General features: G+C 73.1%; 12 protein-coding genes and 1 pseudogene. 9 read left to right on the top strand and 4 right to left on the bottom strand.

What is annotated here, in order from left to right; genetic code table 11:
- The first annotated feature begins 52 nt into the window (after positions 1-52).
- From KXC43_RS02320 to KXC43_RS02295, 6 genes are all read left to right on the top strand, one after another.
- A complete protein-coding gene (locus KXC43_RS02320; RefSeq protein ID WP_221374164.1) occupies positions 53-814 on the top strand; it encodes a DUF899 domain-containing protein in 762 nt (253 codons plus the stop codon).
- Positions 815-911: 97 nt separating this feature from the next.
- Complete coding sequence (locus tag KXC43_RS02315) at positions 912-2153, top strand: family 43 glycosylhydrolase (RefSeq protein ID WP_221374163.1); 1242 nt, start codon at positions 912-914, stop codon at positions 2151-2153.
- A 102-nt stretch (positions 2154-2255) separates the two neighbouring features.
- Positions 2256-3272, top strand: a complete 1017-nt coding sequence (locus KXC43_RS02310; RefSeq protein ID WP_221374162.1) for an arabinan endo-1,5-alpha-L-arabinosidase — start codon at positions 2256-2258, stop codon at positions 3270-3272.
- Positions 3273-3531: 259 nt separating this feature from the next.
- The gene (locus KXC43_RS02305; protein WP_221374161.1) at positions 3532-4431 is read left to right on the top strand and encodes a dioxygenase family protein; all 900 of its coding nucleotides are present in this window, start codon (positions 3532-3534) and stop codon (positions 4429-4431) included.
- Between the two features lie 243 nt (positions 4432-4674).
- Positions 4675-5886, top strand: coding sequence for a DUF1800 domain-containing protein (locus KXC43_RS02300; RefSeq protein ID WP_221374160.1), 1212 nt, complete (start codon positions 4675-4677; stop codon positions 5884-5886).
- An 11-nt stretch (positions 5887-5897) separates the two neighbouring features.
- A complete protein-coding gene (locus tag KXC43_RS02295; RefSeq protein WP_221374159.1) occupies positions 5898-7097 on the top strand; it encodes a DUF1501 domain-containing protein in 1200 nt (399 codons plus the stop codon).
- Here KXC43_RS02295 and KXC43_RS02290 read toward each other — a convergent pair.
- On the bottom strand, positions 6988-7476 hold the full coding sequence (locus KXC43_RS02290; RefSeq protein ID WP_255643316.1) for a hemerythrin domain-containing protein: 489 nt from the start codon (positions 7474-7476) through the stop codon (positions 6988-6990). The two genes, KXC43_RS02295 and KXC43_RS02290, sit on opposite strands and share 110 nt — an antisense overlap.
- Before the next feature lie 57 nt (positions 7477-7533).
- Positions 7534-7977, bottom strand: a complete 444-nt coding sequence (locus KXC43_RS02285) for a hypothetical protein (protein WP_221374158.1) — start codon at positions 7975-7977, stop codon at positions 7534-7536.
- A 110-nt stretch (positions 7978-8087) separates the two neighbouring features.
- Between KXC43_RS02285 and KXC43_RS02280 the strand changes: the two genes are divergently transcribed.
- The gene (locus KXC43_RS02280; protein WP_221374157.1) at positions 8088-9227 is read left to right on the top strand and encodes a sensor histidine kinase; all 1140 of its coding nucleotides are present in this window, start codon (positions 8088-8090) and stop codon (positions 9225-9227) included.
- Entirely contained in the window at positions 9224-9889 is a 666-nt protein-coding gene (locus KXC43_RS02275) for a response regulator (protein WP_221374730.1), read from the top strand. Before KXC43_RS02280 ends, KXC43_RS02275 begins: the two co-directional genes overlap by 4 nt.
- A 2247-nt stretch (positions 9890-12136) precedes the next feature.
- Here KXC43_RS02275 and KXC43_RS50455 read toward each other — a convergent pair.
- Positions 12137-12586 (bottom strand): annotated as a pseudogene (locus KXC43_RS50455) (ATP-binding protein); the annotation flags it as partial.
- A 143-nt stretch (positions 12587-12729) separates the two neighbouring features.
- Here KXC43_RS50455 and KXC43_RS02265 point away from each other — a divergent pair.
- Entirely contained in the window at positions 12730-15390 is a 2661-nt protein-coding gene (locus KXC43_RS02265) for a helix-turn-helix transcriptional regulator (protein WP_221374156.1), read from the top strand.
- Here KXC43_RS02265 and KXC43_RS02260 read toward each other — a convergent pair whose 3' ends face one another.
- The gene (locus KXC43_RS02260; protein WP_221374155.1) at positions 15391-18132 is read right to left on the bottom strand and encodes a helix-turn-helix transcriptional regulator; all 2742 of its coding nucleotides are present in this window, start codon (positions 18130-18132) and stop codon (positions 15391-15393) included.
- Between the last annotated feature and the right edge of the window lie 25 nt (positions 18133-18157).

The following is an 18157-nucleotide window of genomic DNA, read 5'->3' as shown; positions in this document are numbered from 1 at the left end:
CCGGGCCGCGAGTCTGATCGGGTGACTGTCGTAGACGCTACGGAGGACACTCATGACGACCTCGCATCCCGGCCGCCCGCCCGTGGTCGACCAGGCCACGTGGCAGGCCGCGCGCGACGAGCTGTTGCTGCGCGAGAAGGCGCACACCCGGGAGGGCGACGCCATCGCCGCGGCCCGCCGCCGGCTGCCGATGGTGGAGTTCGACGGCACGGTCGAGGTCACCGGCCCCGATGGTCCGGTGCCGTTCCTCAGCCTGTTCCAGGGCCGCGACGAGCTCATCGTCTACAAGCACATGTGGTACGACGGGGCTCCGCACCAGGGTCAGTGCGAGGGCTGCACGAACGCGGCGTGGAACCTCAAGGACGCGGTCTATCTCCATGCCCGTGGTGTCTCGTTCGCCGTCGTCACCACGGGCGTGTGGGACGAGGTGGCCGCCTTCACCGCGTTCATGGGCTACACCCAGCCCTGGTATTCGGTGCGCGGCGTGGACGGCCCGGCCGGCGGCGACATGGGTTACCTCAGCGTGTATCTGCGCGACGGCGACCGGGTGTTCCTCACCTACTCCACAACCGGCCGGGGCACCGAGCTCTTCAACGGGTCGTTCGCCCTGCTCGACATGACGCCGTACGGGCGCCGCGAGGCCTGGCAGGACAATCCCGAAGGCTGGCCCGAGGGCCACCAGCCGTGCTGGTACTGGCGGAGCGACGCCGACGGCAACGCCACCGGGGACGAGACGAGCCGGCCGGTGCCGCAGTGGACCCGCCCCGGCGCGACCCCCGAGAAGACGCTGGGCCGCAACGGCCACCACCACTGACGCGGAAGGCTCCCGAGGTCGGCTCCGAATGGTTCTCACCGGCGGAGTCGCCTCGGAGGTTGACATGTGTCTATGTTAACGTTCACCATTGGCCACCATGAAGACGTGCCTCCGCGCGGTCCTCGCTCTGCTCCTCATGGCGGCAGTCGTCGTCGTGCGGGCGCCCAGTGGTCAGGCCGCCATCTCGTTCACCAACCCGCTGGCGGCCGCGCCCTACGGCGCCGACCCCTGGATGGGTTACGGCAACGGCTGGTACTACCTGGCTGCCACGACCTGGAACTCGCAGATCGTCATCAAGCGCGCCCGCTCGGTGGCCGCGCTGCCGGGCGCCACCGAGTCCGTCGTCCACACCGGAAGCGGCCCGACCAACTGCTGCAACGTGTGGGCGCCCTCGCTGCACAAGTTGACCGGGCCCAACGGCGCCCGCTGGTATCTCTACTACAGCGCCGGCACTCCCGCCTGCTGCGACGGGCAACGCTCCCATGTGCTCGAGAGCTCGGGCAGCGATTCGACGGGTCCGTACGCCTACAAGGGTCGGCTGGACGTGCAGGCGAACAACGGCTGGGCCATCGACGGCAGCGTCGCCACCATCGGCGGCCAGAACTACTTCTTCTACTCGTCGTGGGTGGGTGACCTGCAGAGCCTGTTCGTCGCGCGCCTGACCAACCCGTGGACGTCCGCGGCGTACGGGACGAGAATCTCCTACCCCACGTACGACTGGGAGAAGCAGGGCGGCAACACCGAGGAAGCGCCGTACGTGGTGCAGCGCAACGGCGTCACGTACCTGACGTTCTCGGCCAGCTCGTGCAACACCCCCGACTACAAGCTCGGCCTGCTGACCCTCACCGGCAGCAACCCGCTCGCCGCCTCGTCGTGGACCAAGAAGAGCACGCCGATCTTCCAGCGCAGCGACGCCAACGGCGTCTACGGTCCCGGCGGCCAGGGCTTCTTCACCTCACCCGACGGCACTGAGACCTGGCTGGTCCACCACGCCAACGAGAGCACGGCCCAGGGCTGCGGCGGCACCCGCACCACCCGGATCAAGAAGGTCAGCTGGAACGCCGACGGCAGCTACCGGATCACGAACGTGAACAGCGGCAAGGTGCTCGACTCGGTGAACTGCGGGGCGGCCAACGGGACGGCCCTCGATCTGTGGAGCTCGCTCGGCAACGTCTGCCAGGAGTGGAGCGTCACCCCGGTCGACGGCCGCTATCTGATCGCCAACCGCGGCAACGGCCTCGTGCTCGACGCGGAGAGCTGCGGGACCGCCGACGGGGTCGTCGTGCGCCAGTGGGGCGCCCTCGGCAACGCCTGCCAGCAGTGGTCCATCACCGCCTGACCGGCCCGGCGCGCAGCCTGCTCGCGCCCCGCCGATCCATCCGACCGGTTGCGCCCGCCCGTTCCACCGCGGTGCGGGCGTGACCCCGATCGAAGGACAATCATGTTTCGTACCCTCGCGGTGGCCGGAGTCCTCACGGTCGCCACCGTCACCGCCGCGGCCGTGACGCTCAACGCCCACGCCGCGGTCAACGCCGGGCCGGTCGTCGCCGCGGCGACCCCGACCACGCCGCCGGGGCAGTACCCCAACCCGGGCGTGGTCACCGGCGCCACCCGCACGCACGACCCGTCCGTCGTGAAAACGCCCAGCGGCGGCTACATCGTGGCCCAGACCGGCGACAACCTGCCGCTGTCGACCTCGGCCGACCGCACGGCGTTCCGCGCGGCCGGCACGGTCTTCCCGAACGGCGCCGCCTGGACGACCGCCTACACCGGCGGCAGCCGCAACCTGTGGGCGCCCGACATCTCGTACCGCAACGGCCGTTACTACCTCTACTACTCGGCCTCGACGTTCGGCTCCAACCGTTCGGCGATCTTCCTGGCCACCAGCACCACCGGCGCCTCGGGCAGCTGGGCCCACCAGGGCCTGGTCATCGAGTCGTTCAGCGCCGACAACTACAACGCCATCGACCCCAACCTGACCGTCGACGCGGCCGGCCGGTGGTGGCTGAACTTCGGCTCGTTCTGGTCGGGCATCAAGCAGATCCCGCTCGACGCCGCCACCGGCAAGCGCTCCGGCACGACGATCCGCAGCCTGGCCGGTCGCGGCGGCGGCGCGATCGAAGCGCCGAAGCTGGTGCGGCACGGCTCCTACTACTACCTGTGGGTGTCGTTCGACCTCTGCTGCCGCGGGGCGTCCAGCACCTACCGGGTCATGGTGGGCCGCTCGACCAGCCCGAACGGTCCGTTCACCGACCGCAACGGGGTCGCCCTGACCTCGGGCGGCGGCACCCAGGTGCTGGCCGGGCACGGCAGCATCCACGGTCCCGGCCATCAGACGGTCATCACCGACGCCGACGCTGACGTGCTCTTCTACCACTACTACGCCGACAGCGGCACGTCGTACCTCGGCGTCAACCTGATCGGCTACGACTCAGCGGGGTGGCCCTTCGTCTACTGAGCCCCGAGGCCCGGGCCGCCGCTGCAGGGTCTGACTCTGAGGGGGCGGCCCTTCGTCCATCGAGCCGCGACGGCGGCCCTTCGTCCATACGGCGGCTCTTCGTCCGTCGAGCCGCGACGGCGGTCCTTCGTCCACCGAGCCCCGACGGCGGTCCTTCGTTGCCAGCTGAGCGTGCCGTCGGCAACAGTTATTTGACGAATCAAGTTTCCGGCGTATCTTTGATGGAGCTTGTAGCTTCAACTAAACGCCGGGAGTACGCATGTCCAGCACCACCGCTACGGCCGATGCCCGCATCCCGGCCGCCCACCCGTTCGCCCAGCACGTGCGCAGGGCGGTCGAGTCCGAGGCCGCAGACCCGCACCGCGCCTGGACCCCCGAGGACGGGCCGCTGCCCAGCCTCTACGTCAGCCACGGCGGCGGCCCGATGCCGTTCGAGAACCCCGAGTGGCTCAACCCGCTGCGCCGCTGGGCCCGTGCCCTGCCCAAGCCCAAGGCGATCCTCGTCGTCAGCGCCCACTGGGAATCGGCGCCGCTCTCGCTGAGCGCCACCCGGCCCGCCGAGCTGGTCTACGACTTCGGCGGCTTCGACCCGCTCTACTACACGTTCCGCTACGACACCCCCGACGCCGCCCCGCTGGCCCAGCAGGTCGCGGCGATGATGCCGGACGGCGAGCGCGCACACCAGCACAACCGGCGCGGCCTCGACCACGGCGCCTGGGTCCCGCTGAAGATCATGTATCCGCTCGCCGACGTGCCGGTGCTCCAGCTCAGCCTGCCCACCGACGACCCGGACCAGCTGCTGGCCCTCGGAGCGCGGCTGCGCCCGCTGCGCGAACAGGGCGTGCTGGTGGTCGGCTCGGGCCACATGACCCACGGCCTGCCGTTCCTGACCCGCGAGCAGTTCGTGGACAACAAGGTGCCCGGCTGGTCGGCCGACTTCGACGCCTGGGCCGCCGAGGCCCTCGACCGCGGCGATGTGGCCGAACTGGCCCGCTTCCGCAGCGCGGCCCCCGGCATGCCCTACTCGCACCCGACGGTCGAGCACTTCACGCCGCTGTTCGTCGCCCTGGGCGCCGCCGCCGACCCGACCGCCCCCGTGGTCACCAAGCTCGAGGGCTACTCCCTCGGCCTGTCCCGCCGCTCCTTCCAGGCCGCCTGAGGCCCTTGGTCCCAGCCGCCCCGAACAGGTTCCGGCTATTTCGAGCGTGTTGGTCCTGGCCGTTTCGTTCGCGGACGATCGTTCCGGCTGTTTCGAGCGTGTTGGTCCTGGCCGTTCCGATCGCGCGCGATCGTTCCGGGTGTTTCGAGCGCGCGTTCGTTCGCTCGGGTGAGAGCTGCCGCCTGTACAAACCGCGTATCCGGCCCTTACCGAACGCTTACACCAGCCGCCTAGCGTCGCGGCATGACCGATCGACGCCTGGTGACGCATCTGCTGCGGCGGCTCACCTTCGGGCCCACCGCGGCCGAGGTCGACGCGGCCGTTCGAGCCGGCTACGACGCCACGCTCGAACGGCTGCTGACCCCGGCCGCCCTGCCGCAGCCGCCCGACCTCGGTGCCCAACCGGCACCCGGTGACAGCCGTGCGGAACGCCAGGCCGTTCGCAAGCAGCAGCGTGAGCAGCTCGCCACCCTGGTTCGCTGGTGGCTGGGGCGGATGGTCGCCGACCGGACCGCGGCCGAGAAGCTGACCTTCTTCTGGCACGGGCACTGGGCGACCAGCGCGCAGAAGGTGCGTTCGGCTCACCTCATGCTCGGGCAGCAACAGACCTTCCGCCGCTACGGGACGGGGCCCACCGGCCCGCTCGTGCGCGCGATGCTGCGCGACCCCGCCCTCATCCTGTGGCTGGACGGTCAGAAGAACACCCGGAAAGCGCCCAACGAGAACCTGTCCCGTGAGGTCATGGAGCTCTTCACGCTCGGCGTCGGCGCGTACAGCGAGGACGACGTGAAGGCCGGCGCCCGGGCGCTGACCGGCTGGCAGGTGGACCGGGCCACGGGCCGAGCCCGCCTGGTGGCGCGGCGACACGACAGTCAGGCTGTCGAGTTGCTCGGCGGCACGGTCGGCGATCTGGATTCGTATGCCGATCTGATCGTCCGACAAGAAGCACACCTGCCGTTCGTCGTGGGCCGGCTGTGGGCGCGCTACGGCGGCCCCGGCCCGGCCCCGGCTGTCACCGGGCGCGACACGACGGCTCTCCTCAAGGCCATCTGCACGACGCCCGGGTTCGCCGCCACCGCCGGCACTCTGGTGAAGCAGCCCGTCGAGTGGCTCATCGGCGCCGTACGCCAGTTGGGCCTGGAACCCGACGGCGCCGAGCCGATCCTGCGGGCGCTGGGGCAGATGCCGCTGCGGCCGCCGTCGGTCGGCGGATGGCCCGAGGGCGCGGCCTGGCTCACCACCTCGTCCACGCTGACCCGCCTGCGCGCCGGCCAGAAGCTGGCCGCGCGGGCCGACGTCGACGGCCTCACCGGCTCTGACCGGACGCAGGCCTTGGCGACCCTGCTCGCCGTGGACAGCTGGAGTGACCGCACCCACGCGGCGCTGACGGCCACCAAGGACCCGCGGCGACTGCTCGCTCTCGGCCTGGCCAGCCCCGAATACGCCGTGCATTGAGGAGGAACGACATGGACACCATCACCAGGCGGCGGTTTCTGGTTGCCAGCGGTGTGACTGCGGCTGCGGCGGCGACCACGCTGGGCGTACGCGAGATCCTTGCCACCGCGGGCGACCGCGACACCGCGGCGAAGACGCTCGTGCTGGTCACGCTGTACGGAGGGAACGACGGACTGAACACCGTCATCCCGTACGCGGACCCGGCCTATGCCACCGCCCGGCCCGACTTCGCCTATCAGCCGGAGGAGCTGCTCGACCTGGGGGAGGGCGAAGCTCTCAACCCCGGGCTGCCGGGCCTGCACAAGCTGTTCGGGGAGGGACGGCTGGCGGTCGTCCGCGGGGTCGGCTACCCGAAGCCGAACCGCAGCCACTTCCGGTCGATGGACATCTGGCAGACCGCCCAGCCCAGCCGTCCCGGCACCACGGGCTGGCTGGGCCGGTGGCTCGACTCGGTGGGCGGCGACCCGCGGCTGGCGATCTCGTTCGAACCCGTGCTACCGCCCCTGCTGGCCGGCGCCACCAGCGCCGGCGCGACCGTGCCGGGCGGCGACCTCAAGCTGCCCGCCGGCGTGACCCCGGGCCTGCTGGCGGGCATCGGTGCGCCGGTTGCGGGGGAGTCGCCCGCCCTGGCTCGGGCGGCCGCCTGCTTCGCCGACCTCGGCCGCGTCCGCGACCTGATCGCCTCGGCGCCCCTCGACGACGAGGACGACGCCGAGACCCCGGCCACCGCGACCGGCGGGGCCGCGCCGCCGCTCGACCAGCAACTGGCCCTCGTCGCCCGCTGCGTCGAGGCGAACGTGGCCACCCGCGTCTACTCGGTGTCGCTGGGCGGCTTCGACCTGCACGCCGACGGCAAGGACGCCCAGAGGACGCTGCTGGCCAAGCTCGACAAGGCGCTGGCCGCTTTCGCCACGCGCATGACCGGTAAGGGCGTGGTCGTCGCCGTCTACTCGGAATTCGGCCGCCGGGTGCGGGCCAACGCCTCCGACGGCACCGACCACGGCACAGCGTCGCCGATGTTCCTGCTCGGCGACGGCATCGAGGGCGGCCTGCACGGGGAGTCCCCGAGCCTGACCGACCTCGACGACGGCGACCTGAAGTTCACGACGGACTTCCGCGACGTCTACGCGATGCTGCTGTCCGACGTCCTCGGCGCCGATCCCGGCCAGGTCCTCGACGGCTGGCGGGGCCGCATGGACCTGGCCGGCTGACTGCTACTTCGTGGCCCGGCCGGTGAGCTTGTCGCGCAGGCGGTCGACCAGGCCCACCCCCGGGCCGACGAGCTTGTGGAACAGCTCGTTGTTGGGAGCGCCCGGGTGCGGGCGGGTCGGGGAGGCTCTTCATCGCCTCCTCGAGCTCCTTGTGCTCCTCGACGTCGTGTTCCACGGCCTTCTCGCCGTCCGGCAGGTACTTCTTCATCGCCGGGTAGACGTACATCTCCTCGGCGACGGCGTGCCGCACGAGCTCGCTGATCGCCGTGTCGGTCAGGTCCCGCCGCATCAGCGGGTCGCGGATCGTCCAGATCTCGCCGATCAGGGCGGTGACGTCCCGGTGGTCGCTGGTCAGAATGTCGACGACGTCGCTGGTCATGTTCTCTCCTCGGTAGGCAAGCCGCCCCCGGTTACCCAGGATGCCGACCGCCCTACGTCAGGGCTGAACGTTGATCACCGGCGTGACGCAGTTCTGGCTCCCGTTGAGGTAGAACCGGGCGAAGATGCCCACGTACGACGTGGTCGAGTAGCGTTTCGTTCCCCACGGCGCTCCCGTGTCACCGGTGGCGCCGACGTCGCGCAGGCTGGTCGCGGTCCCGCCCCAGATCCGCACCACCTCGCCGTCGCCGTTGGCCTTGCGGACGCTGATCACCACCCGCGACGGCCGGAAGGACGGCTCGGTGCTCCAGGCCACGCGGTGCACCGTGAACGTCGAGTAGTTGCTGGTCGGGTAGTTCGCGTACGCCCAGAACAGCACGAGCTTGCCGTCGACCCGGCAGTTGGTGCGAAGCGGGCCGACCACAGTGGCCGCATGCGCCGGCGGGGCGAAGCCCAGCATCGACACGAGAACGATCAGAGGTACGAGCACGAGTCTTCTCATGTCTGCCGACTATGGACCGGCCCGGCCGTGCTGTCGTGCCGCACCGGTATGAAAGCCGGCTACCACGCTGGGTTGACGACGCGGCTCCGCGACGCGGCTATGGTGCGCGGATGTGGTGGCGTGCCCGCTGGTGGCCCGCGGTTGTGGACGCCGCTCTCGCGGTCGCGCTGGCGGCGGTCTGCATCCTGCAGGGCCTCGACGACGAGCTGGGCCGCTGGCGGCCGTTCGACCTGCCCGCGATGGTGCTCTCGGCGCTGGCCACGCTGCCGGTCGTCCTCCGCCGCCGGGCGCCGGTGGCCGTGCTGGTCACCTGCTACAGCTTCTGGGTGTGGCAGATCCTGCTCGGCTACAACCCGGTCGTCAGCACGTACGGCGTCCTGCTGGCGATGTACACCGTGGCCGCGACCCAGCCGCGCTGGATCACCGCGTTGTTCCTGGCCGGATGCCCCGTCATCTGGATCGTCACCGGCTTGACGACGGGTTTCGCCTCACCGGCCGGGGTGCTGCTGACCGGGCTGGCTGTGCCCGCGGTCATCGCGAAGGCGGGCGACAGCGCCCGGCAACTCGCGGTGGCCCACGAGGCGCGGGCCCGGCAGGCGGTCACCGAGGAGAGGCTGCGCATCGCCCGCGAGCTGCACGACGTGGTGGCCCATCACATGTCGGTGGTCGCCGTGCAGGCCGGGCTGGCCCGCTACGTGCTGCGGGCCGACCCGGCGACCGCCGAGGCCGCGATGTCGACGGTGCTGTCGACCAGCGGCGAGGCCCTCGGTGAGATGCGGCGGGTGCTGTCGCTGCTGCGGGCGGGCGAGGAGCCCGACGGTGACGCGCCGGCGCCGGGGCTGCCAGGGCTGCTGGCGCTGGCCGAGCGGGTACGCGCCGCCGGGGTGCCGGTCGACGTGCGGGTGACCGGCGAGCCGCGGGTGCTGCCCTCGGGGCTCGACCTGTGCGTCTACCGGATCGTGCAGGAGAGCCTGACCAACGTGCTCAAACACGCCGTGCCCGCGGCCGCCGCGATCGCGGTGAGCTACGGCAGGGAGCGGGTCGAGGTGACCGTACGCGATGACGGCGCCCGCGCCCCGGCCGACCGCACGGCCGGCGGGCAGGGATTGATCGGCATGAGGGAACGAGCCTTGCTCTACGGCGGTACGCTCGCGGCTGCGCCCCGGCCGGGCGGGGGCTTCGAAGTCCGGCTGACCCTGCCGCTTCCCGCAGGTGACGGGGGTGGGGAGGGAGACGACCGGGCCCGATGACCAGCGTGCTCGTCGTCGACGACCAGATCCTCGTACGGGCGGGGCTGTCCGCCCTGATCCGGGCGGCGCCGGGTTTCGAGGTGGTCGGCGAGGCGGCCGGCGGCCGGCAAGCCATCGAGCTCGCCGCGCGGCTGCGGCCGCAGGTGGTGCTCATGGACATCCGGATGCCGGACATCGACGGTGTCGCGGCCACGGCCCGCATCGTCGCCGGGAACCCGCCGGCGCCCCGGGTGCTGGTGCTCACCACGTTCGACCTCGACGAGTACATCTACGCCGCGCTGCGGGCGGGCGCGAGCGGCTTCCTGCTCAAGGAGACTCCGCCCGAGCGGCTGCTGGCCGCCATCCGTACGGTGGCCGAGGGTGACACCCTGTTGACGCCGAGCGTGACCCGGCGCCTGGTCGAAGCGTTCGTGCCACCCGTCCGGTCCGGGCCGCAGCTCACGCCGCTCACCGCCCGCGAGACCGAGATCCTGCGCCTGGTCGGCACCGGCCGCACGAACGCCGCGATCGCCGCGGCGCTGGTCGTGAGCGAGGCGACGGTGAAGACCCATCTGGCCCGCCTGATGTCGAAGCTCGCCCTCTCCAGCCGGGCCCAGGTGGTCGTGACCGCGTACGAAACCGGCTTGATCGTCCCCGGCCGGGCCGGCCCGCGTACGGACTGAACCCGTCAGGGGCGGGCCGGTAGCTTCTCGGCGAGCTCGGTGCGGGAGGTCGCGCCGAGCTTGCCGAAGACCTTGCCCAGGTGCCATTCCACGGTGCGGGCGCTGAGGAACAGCTGGGCCCCGATCTCGGGGTTGCTCAGACCCTCGGCGGCCAGCCACGCGATCAGGGACTCGCGGGCGGTCAGCGCGGCCGGGGCGACGTTCCGGCGGCGGACCGCCCGCTCGCCGGTCGCCATCAGCTCGCGGCGGGGCCCGGTCGGCGTAGGCGGCCATGCCCATTGCCTCGAACATCTCGCGGGCGGTGCGAAGCTCGGACCGGGCCTCGTCGAGGCGGCCGTCGCGGCGCAGCCATTCGCCGAGCAGCAGGTGGGCCCGGGCCTGCTCGGTGCGGATGCCGGCCCGGCCGAACAGCTCGATCGCCTCCCGGTAGCGCGGGACGCTGTCGTCGATCAACGCGTGCCCGAGAGCCTCCTGGCCGCGCCCGAAATCCGTGCCGTCGTGGGTGGTGGCCGTCAGCTTCCGGAGGGCCTGGGCGGCGACGTCGCGGTTGCCGACCTTCACCGCGGCCTCGATCAGCTGCGGCAGGGCCCAGGTGGAGACGAGCACGTGGTCGTCGTCGACGGCGAGCCGGGCTTCGGCGTAGGCGTCGGCGTGCCGCCCGTGGCCGCTCTCGAGCACGGCGCTGACCCAGTGGGCGTACGTGGCCTGCGACTGCTGCCCGAAGCCGGCGACGGCGTGGAGCGCCTCGTTGAGCGGGGCCAGCTCGGCCGGGTCGCCGCGCAGCGCGGCCAGGAACGCGGAGGTGGACGGCGGCATCTGGCTGCCGGTGATCTCGCAGATGGCCGCGGTCTCGGCCATGTGGCCGGCGGCCGCGACGAAGTCGCCGCGCCAAGCCTCGGACAGGGCCAGGGCCACCAGATCGAGAGGCAGCTGATCGAGCGCGCCGGTCGCCCGGGAGACAGCTACCTGCCGGGCGTTGATCTCGTAAGCCGCGTCGTCGTCCCAGATGACGGCACACGCCAGCCAGCCGAACGCGAGCCCGTCCTCGCGGGTCAGCTCGCTGGTCGCGAACTCGCGGGCGACCTGTCGCAGGGCGGGCGCGGCCGCGGCCGGGCTGTCGGTGAAGACCGTGGCGAGCGCGTCGAGCAGCCTGTCGACCGGGCCCGGTTCGGCCGCCGGGGGCAGGGCCTGGGCCGCTCGCGCAATCTCGAGCATCGACCCCGGCCCGGTCATCCGCCCGGCGAACGACGCGGCCCGGATCGCCTCCAGATAGCTCACCCGGGCCAGGCCGGGGTCGAGCGGCGTGAGCCTCTCGGCCGACCGGATCAGCACGGCCAGCGCGTCCTCGCCCACGCCGGCCACGAAGGTGAGGCGGGCGCGCAACTGGTCGGCCTGCGCGGCGGCGAACGGCGTCAGCGGGCCCGCGGTGGCCGTGTCGAGCAGTTCCACCGCCCGGCCGAAGGCGCCCGAGGCCATGGTGACCGCGGCCGCGGCCAGCGCCCGTTCGGCGTGCCGGGCCGGGTCGGGGGTCAGGCGCACCGACGTCTCGCGGAAGGCAGCGGCGGCGGCCAGCCCGCCCCGCGACTGCGCCCGTTCGGCCGAGCGTTCCAGTTCGGCCGCTACGTGCTCGTCGGCGCCGGAGACCGACTGGGCCCGGTGCCAGGCCCTCCGGTCGGGGTCGGACACCGCGTCGGTCACCTCGGCCAGGGCCGCGTGCATCTCGCGCCGGGCGGGCTCGGACGCCGACCGGTAGGCCACCGAACGCACCAGCGGGTGGCGGAAGTGGACCCGTTCGTTGAACTCCAGCAGTTGCGCCTCGGCGGCCGGAACCGCGGCCTGAGGCGGGATCCCGAGACGCCGGGCCGCGCGGTGCACGAGCACCGGGTCGCCGGAGGGGTCGGCCGCTGCCAGTTGCAGCAGGCGTCGCGCCGGCGCGGGCAGCGCTTCCATCCGGCGCAGAAAGCCTTCCTCCAACCGTACGGAGATCGACGGCACCGCCGGTAGCCCGAAGCCGCCCGCGAAGTCGGCCGTGGTCATGCTGCGCGGCAGTTCCAGCAGCGCCAGCGGGTTCCCCTGGGCCTCGGTGACGATCAGGTCGCGCACCTGGTCGTCGAGTGGCCCGGCGAGGCCGGCGTCGAGCAGTTCCCGCGCGTACGCCGAGTCGAGGCCGCCGATCTCGAGGACGGGCAGCCCGGCCAGGTGGGCGCTCGGTTCCCGGGCGCCGAAGACGAGACCGACCGGGTCGGCCGCGAGCCGTCGCGCCACGAACCCGAGCGCCTGCGCCGACGCCTGGTCGAGCCACTGCTCGTCGTCGATCACGCAGATCAGCGGGCGGTCCCCGGCCGCCTCGGAGAGCAGCGTGAGCAGGGCCAGTCCGACGAGGAAACGGTCGGGGGCCGGGCCCGGGCTGAGGCCGAGCGCGGTGCGCAGGGCGGTGCGCTGCGGCGCCGGTATCTCGTCGAGGCGGTGCCGGATCGGCTCGACGAGCAGGTGCAGGGCGGCGTACGGGAGCTCCATCTGGGACTGCACGCCCGAGACCGGCAGCACCTGGAACTCGTGGGCGCGGCCGGTCAGGTAGCCCAGGAGCGCCGTCTTGCCGACACCGGGATCACCCCGGACGATCAGGGCCTGACTGCGCGCGGACCGGACGGTGTCGAGCAGCCGGTCCAGCGAGTCCCGTTCGGTCTCACGGTCCATCAGAGCGGCAACCACGACGAGCCCCCCTCGGCAGCCGGCAGGGCGATCATAACCAGCCCGGCAATCCTGTGACGGCAGGCACACAGCTGGGACCTGATCCGGAGTTACGATCCCCGGACACGATCGCCGCGGCGGGAGGCGAGATGGCTGTTCTGCTCGGCCGCCAAGCGGAGTGCGCCGCTCTCGACCGCGTCCTCGAAGACGTCACCGGCGGCCGCGGCCGGGTGCTCATGGTGCGCGGGGAAGAGGGCAGCGGCAAGAGCACGTTGCTGGCGTACGTCGCCGAGCGCGCCCACAAGTGTCTCGTGCTCCCGGTGGCCGGCGTCGAGTCCGAACAGGAGATGCCGTACGGCGGACTGCACCAGCTCTGCGCCCCTCTGCTCGTCCACCTCGACAGCCTGCCCGCCCCGCAACGCGATGCCCTCGGCGTGGTCTTCGGGCTGGCAGCCGGCGCGCCGCCCGACCGGCTGATGGTCGGGCTGGCCACCCTCAATCTGCTCGCCGAGGCGGCCGCCGGCCAGCCCGTGCTCGCCCTGATCGACGACGTCCAGTGGCTCGACAGCGCCTCCGCCTACGTCCTGTCGTTCGTGGCCCGGCGTATCGAGACCGACGCCGTCGGCCTGGTGGGCGCCACGCGCGAGAGCGGCGACGACGTCTACGCGGGTCTGCCGACGGTGTGGGTGCGCGGGTTGAGCGACGCCGACGCGCGGGCCCTGCTGCTGCGGACGGTCCCCGGCTACATGGACGTGGCCGTCCTCGGCCAGATCGTCGCCGAGAGCCACGGCAACCCGCTCGCCCTGCTCGAACTGCCCCGCACGTGGAGCCCCACCGACCTGGCCGGCGGCTTCGGACTGCCCGGCAGCCGGTCGGTGGCCGGCCGGATAGAGCAGAGCTACGGCCGCCGGCTGCGACAGTTGCCGCCCGCCACCCGCCTGCTGATCCTCGCCGCCGCGGCTGACCCGCTGGGCGATCCGGCGCTGCTCGACCGGGCCGCCCGGCTGCTCGGCGCCGATCCGGCCGCGCTGGCCGTCGCCGTCGACGAAGGCCTGATCGAGGTGCACCGCCGGATCGTTTTCGCGCACCCGCTGATCCGTTCGGCCGCCTATCGCTACGCCGATCTGAACGACCGCAACCGGGTGCATGCCGCCCTGGCCGACGCCACCGACGCCGGGGCCGATCCGGACAGGCGGGCTTGGCACCGCGCTCGTGCCGCGGAGGAACCGGACGAGCAGGTGGCGGCTGATCTCGAACGGTCGGCCGGCCGGGCCGGGGCCCGGGGCGGGCTGGCCGCGGCGGCGGCCTTCCTGAGCCGCTCCACCGAGCTCACGCCGGACCCGGCGGACCAGGTCCGGCGAGCTCTCGACGCCGCCTTCGCCGGCCTGCGTGCGGGCGCCTTCGACCAGGCGCGCCGGCTGCTGGTGCTGGCCGTCTCGGGTCCGGCCGACCCGCTCCAACGGGCCCGCGTCGACCTGCTGAGCGCCCACCTGGCCTTCGTCTCGCGCGCCGGGAACGCGGTGCCGTTGTTGCTGGCAGCGGCCGGACGTCTGCGACCGCTGGACCCGGGTTTGTCCCGGCAGACCTATCTTGACGCTCTCGTGGCGGCGCAGTCCCCGACGGGCCGCCGGCACGGTCCGGGCCTGGCCGAGGTGGCCCGTTCCGCCCGCGCCGCCCCGAGCCGGTCCGAGGGCGCGGACGGCCTGCTGCTGGAGGCGTTCGTGACGATCACCGGCGACGACTACGAGGTGGCGGCGCCGGCAGTTCGCGGGGCGCTGGCCGCACTGCACGCCGGGGAGCCGTCGGCGCGGGAGCTCGGGCAGGGTGCGTGGCTGGCGCTGGGGCTGTGGTCCGACCAGGACATGGACGCCCTGTCCGACCGGCATCTGCGAGCGGCCCGCACCACGGGCGCGCTGAGCGAACTGCCGCCCGCGCTCAACTTCCGCGCCGCGACCCTGGTGCTGTGCGGTGAACTCGCCGCGGCGGCCTCGCTGATCGAGGAGGCCCGGTCGGTGCGCGCGGCCACCGGGGTGGGCGAGACTCCTTACGCGGCAGCCGTCCTCGCCGGTTGGCAGGGCCGTGACGGCCGCTCCCGCAATCTGATCGAGGGCGGCAGCGCCCCGGCCGACGTCGCCCGGTCGGTGCTCGGCAACGGGCTCGGCCGCCACGACGAGGCGCTGGAGGCGGCCCAGCGGGCATGCGCGGCGCCGGGCGAGACGACGGCCCGCAACCAGGCCCTGCCCGAACTGGTCGAGGCGGCCGTCCGCTGCGGCCGCGACGACCTCGCCGAGCAGGCGCTGCGCGAACTGACCAGCCGGGCCGAGGCGAGCGGCACCGACTGGGCCCTCGGCCTGGCCGCCGTCTCGCGGGCGCAACTGAGCCACGACAGCGCCGACTTCGGCCGGGCCATTGCCCTGCTCAGCCGCGCCCGGGCCCGGCCCGCGCTGGCCCGGGCCCACCTGCTGCACGGCGAGTGGCTGGGCCGGGCGGGGCGTCGCGCGGACGCCGGAACCGAACTGGCCCGGGCGTACGAGATGTTCACCGCGATGGGTCTGACCGGGTTCGCCGAGCGGGCCCGCCGCGAGCTGCTGGCGGCCGGGGCGGCCCCGCTCCGTCAGGCCCAGCTCCGCGAGGAGATGACCACGCAGGAAGCACAGATCGCGCAGATGGCCCGCGAGGGCATGTCCAATCCGGAGATCGGCGCGAAGCTGTTCCTGAGCGCGCGGACCGTCGAATGGCACATGCGCAAGGTCTTCGCCAAGCTCGGCATCAGCTCCCGCCGCCAGCTCCGCGAGGTGCTCTTGCGCTAGCTAACCCGCGAGGGTCTGGCGCAGGCGGCGGCGGTTGCCGACGCCGAGCTTCGAATAGATGCGGCGCAGGTGCCACTCGACCGTGCGCGGGCTGATGTAGAGGGCGGCGCCGATCTCCGGGTTGGTCAGGCCCTCGGAGGCCAGGCGGGCGATGTGCGCCTCCTGCGCGGTGAGCTTGCCGGGGGCCTCGACCGTGCGCCGGCGGATGGTCTCGCCGGTGGCTTGGAGTTCCCGGGCCGTACGACCGGCGAACGCGTCCGCGCCCATCCGGTGGAACGCTTCGTGGGCCGCGCGCAGCTGCACCCGGGCGTCGACCCGGCGACCCTCGCGGCGCAGCCACTCGCCGTAGAGCAGGCGGGCGCGGGCGGCCTCGAGGCCCATCAGTGTGCGGTCGAGCCGCTCGATCGCCTCACGATGCCGGTCGTCGGCGCCGGCCCCGCCCTCGACCAGGGCGCGGCGGCTGGCCTCGACGCCCAGCGCCCAGTCGGTGCCGCTGGCCCGCGCCATGGGGGAGAGCTGGTTCAGGGCGGTTGTCGCGGCAGCAGTGTCCCCGCTGTGCACCGCGGCCTCGATCAGCTCGGCCAGCGCCCATTGCGGCAGGCCGAGCTCGCGCGGGTCGGCCGCTGCCTCGCGGGCAGCGGCCACGGCCTCCGGGTAGCGGCCGAGGCCGTTGCAGAGCACGGCGCGGGCCCACTGGCTCAGGTTGACGCCGACACCTTCACCCCGTTCGGTCACGTCGGCCAGGCAGGCACGGATCATCGGCTCGACCCGGTCGGCCTGACCGCGTACGGCGAGAAGGCCGATCTCGCCGTACGGGGAAAGGCTGCTCCGGGTCGCCTCGGCGACCGACCTTCTCTCCTCGACGAGGGCCGCCGCCGCGGCGAGGTCGCCGGTGAACAACTGGACGACCGTGCGGGTGTCGAGGGCCAGCGGCAGGGCGCTGAGCGCGCCGGACGAGCGGGCGATGCTCAGATGGCGGCGGGTGATCGCATCCCAGTCGGCGTCGTTCCACAGCGCGGAGGCGGTGGCGACCGACAGCCACGCCGACCGCAGCGCCTCCTCCATGGTCAGCTCGTCGGTGGCGAAGGCGTGCACCGCGCGGTGCAGGACCGGCGCTGCCGCCGGGTAGCCGTCCGTGAACAGGGTCGCCAGCCCGTCGAGCAGCACGTCGTTCTTGCGTTCCTTCCGGTTGTCCCGGTTCTGCCGCGCGGCGGCGGCGCGGACGGCCGCGGCGACCTTTCCGGCCCGGGTCCCGGCGGCGAAGCGGCCGGCGAACAACGCGGCCGACATCGCGTCCAGGTAGGTGTCACGGGCCAGCTGCGGATTGAACGGTTGCAGTCGTTCCGCGGCGCGCAACAGCAGCGGCAGCGCCACGTTGCCCCGGTCGCTGGTGAAGGAGATCTGTGCCCGCAGCAGCTCGACCCGGGCCTGCTCGGCCGGGGAGAGCGACCCCGCCTCGGTCATCGCCAGCACGGCGAGGGCGTCCGGGAAAGCGCCCGCGTGCGCCTTGGCCTGAGCCGCGTCCAGCGAGCGCCGCACCCGCCGGGCCGGGTCGGGGGTCAGCGCGGCTGCCTGGTCGAGGAAGGCGGCCGCGGCGGCTATCCCGCCGTGGGTGGCCGCCCGGGCCGCGCAGCGTTCCAGCTCGGCCGCCACCTCCTCGTCCGGGCCGACCGCGGCCCGGGCGCGGTGCCAGGCCCGGCGGTCGGGGTCGGCGCGGGGGTCGGTGCTCTCGGCGAGCACCCGGTGGGTCTCGCGCCGCTCGGCCAGCCCGGCCGACCGGTAGACCGCCGAGCGCACGAGCGGATGCCGGAACCGCACCTGATCGCGGAACGAGACCAGGCCGGTCCGCTCGGCGTCGACCGCCGCCCCGGCGCCGATGCCGAGCCGGGCCGCGGCCAGCCACAACAGGCCGGCGTCGCCGACCGGTTCGGCCGCGGCCACCAGCAGCAGGCGCCGCGTGCTGACCGGCAACGGGGTGAGCTGGCGCAGGAACTCCCGCTCGAGGCGGTGCGCCAGCGGGGTGGCCTCGGCGTCGGTCGCGCCTCCGAAGGCCAGTTCGGCCCGGGACAGCCCGCGCGGCAGCTCCAGCAGCGCCAACGGGTTGCCGCGGCACTCGGCCAGAATCCGCTCGCGGACCCGCGGGTCGAGCCCGCCCGGCGCGGAGTCGAGCAGGGCGGCCGCCTCGTCGTCGCCCAGCCCGCGCACGACCATCGCGGGAAGCCCGTCGAACAGAAGGTCGTCGCGGACGGCCAGGACCAGCGCCACCGGTTCGGCGGCCAGCCGCCGGGCCACGAACTCGAGAGCCTGCGCCGAGGCCTGGTCGAGCCACTGGGCATCGTCGACCACGCAGATCAGCGGCCGTTCCTCGGCGACCTGGCTCAGCAGGGTGAGCGTGGCCAGGCCGACGACGAACGGGTCGGGCGCGCTGCCCGAGCGCAGCCGGAAGGCCGTGCCCAGGGCCTCGCGCTGACGCTCGGGCAGATCGTCGATGCGGTCGAGGTGAGGGCCGCAGAGTTGGTGCAGGGCGGCGAACGGCAGTTCCATCTCGGATTCGACGCCGGCCGCCCGCGCGATCCGGCAGCCGGTGGCGGCGGCCGTCAGCCGATCGAGCAGAGCGGTCTTGCCGATGCCGGCCTCACCCCGGACGACCAGCACCTGGCTGTCGCCGCCGCGAACCGTGTTCACCACACCGGTCAGCGTCCTGCTCTCGTGCTGCCGCCCGACCAGCGAGTTGCCGTCCATCGAAGTTTCCCCCCACCGCTTGCCC

The sequence above is a fragment of the Paractinoplanes polyasparticus genome (assembly GCF_019710575.1).
Classification (GTDB): Bacteria; Actinomycetota; Actinomycetes; order Mycobacteriales; family Micromonosporaceae; genus Actinoplanes; species Actinoplanes polyasparticus.
Note: the sequence above shows the minus strand (reverse complement) of the source record. Positions and strands in the feature narration are given on the sequence as shown.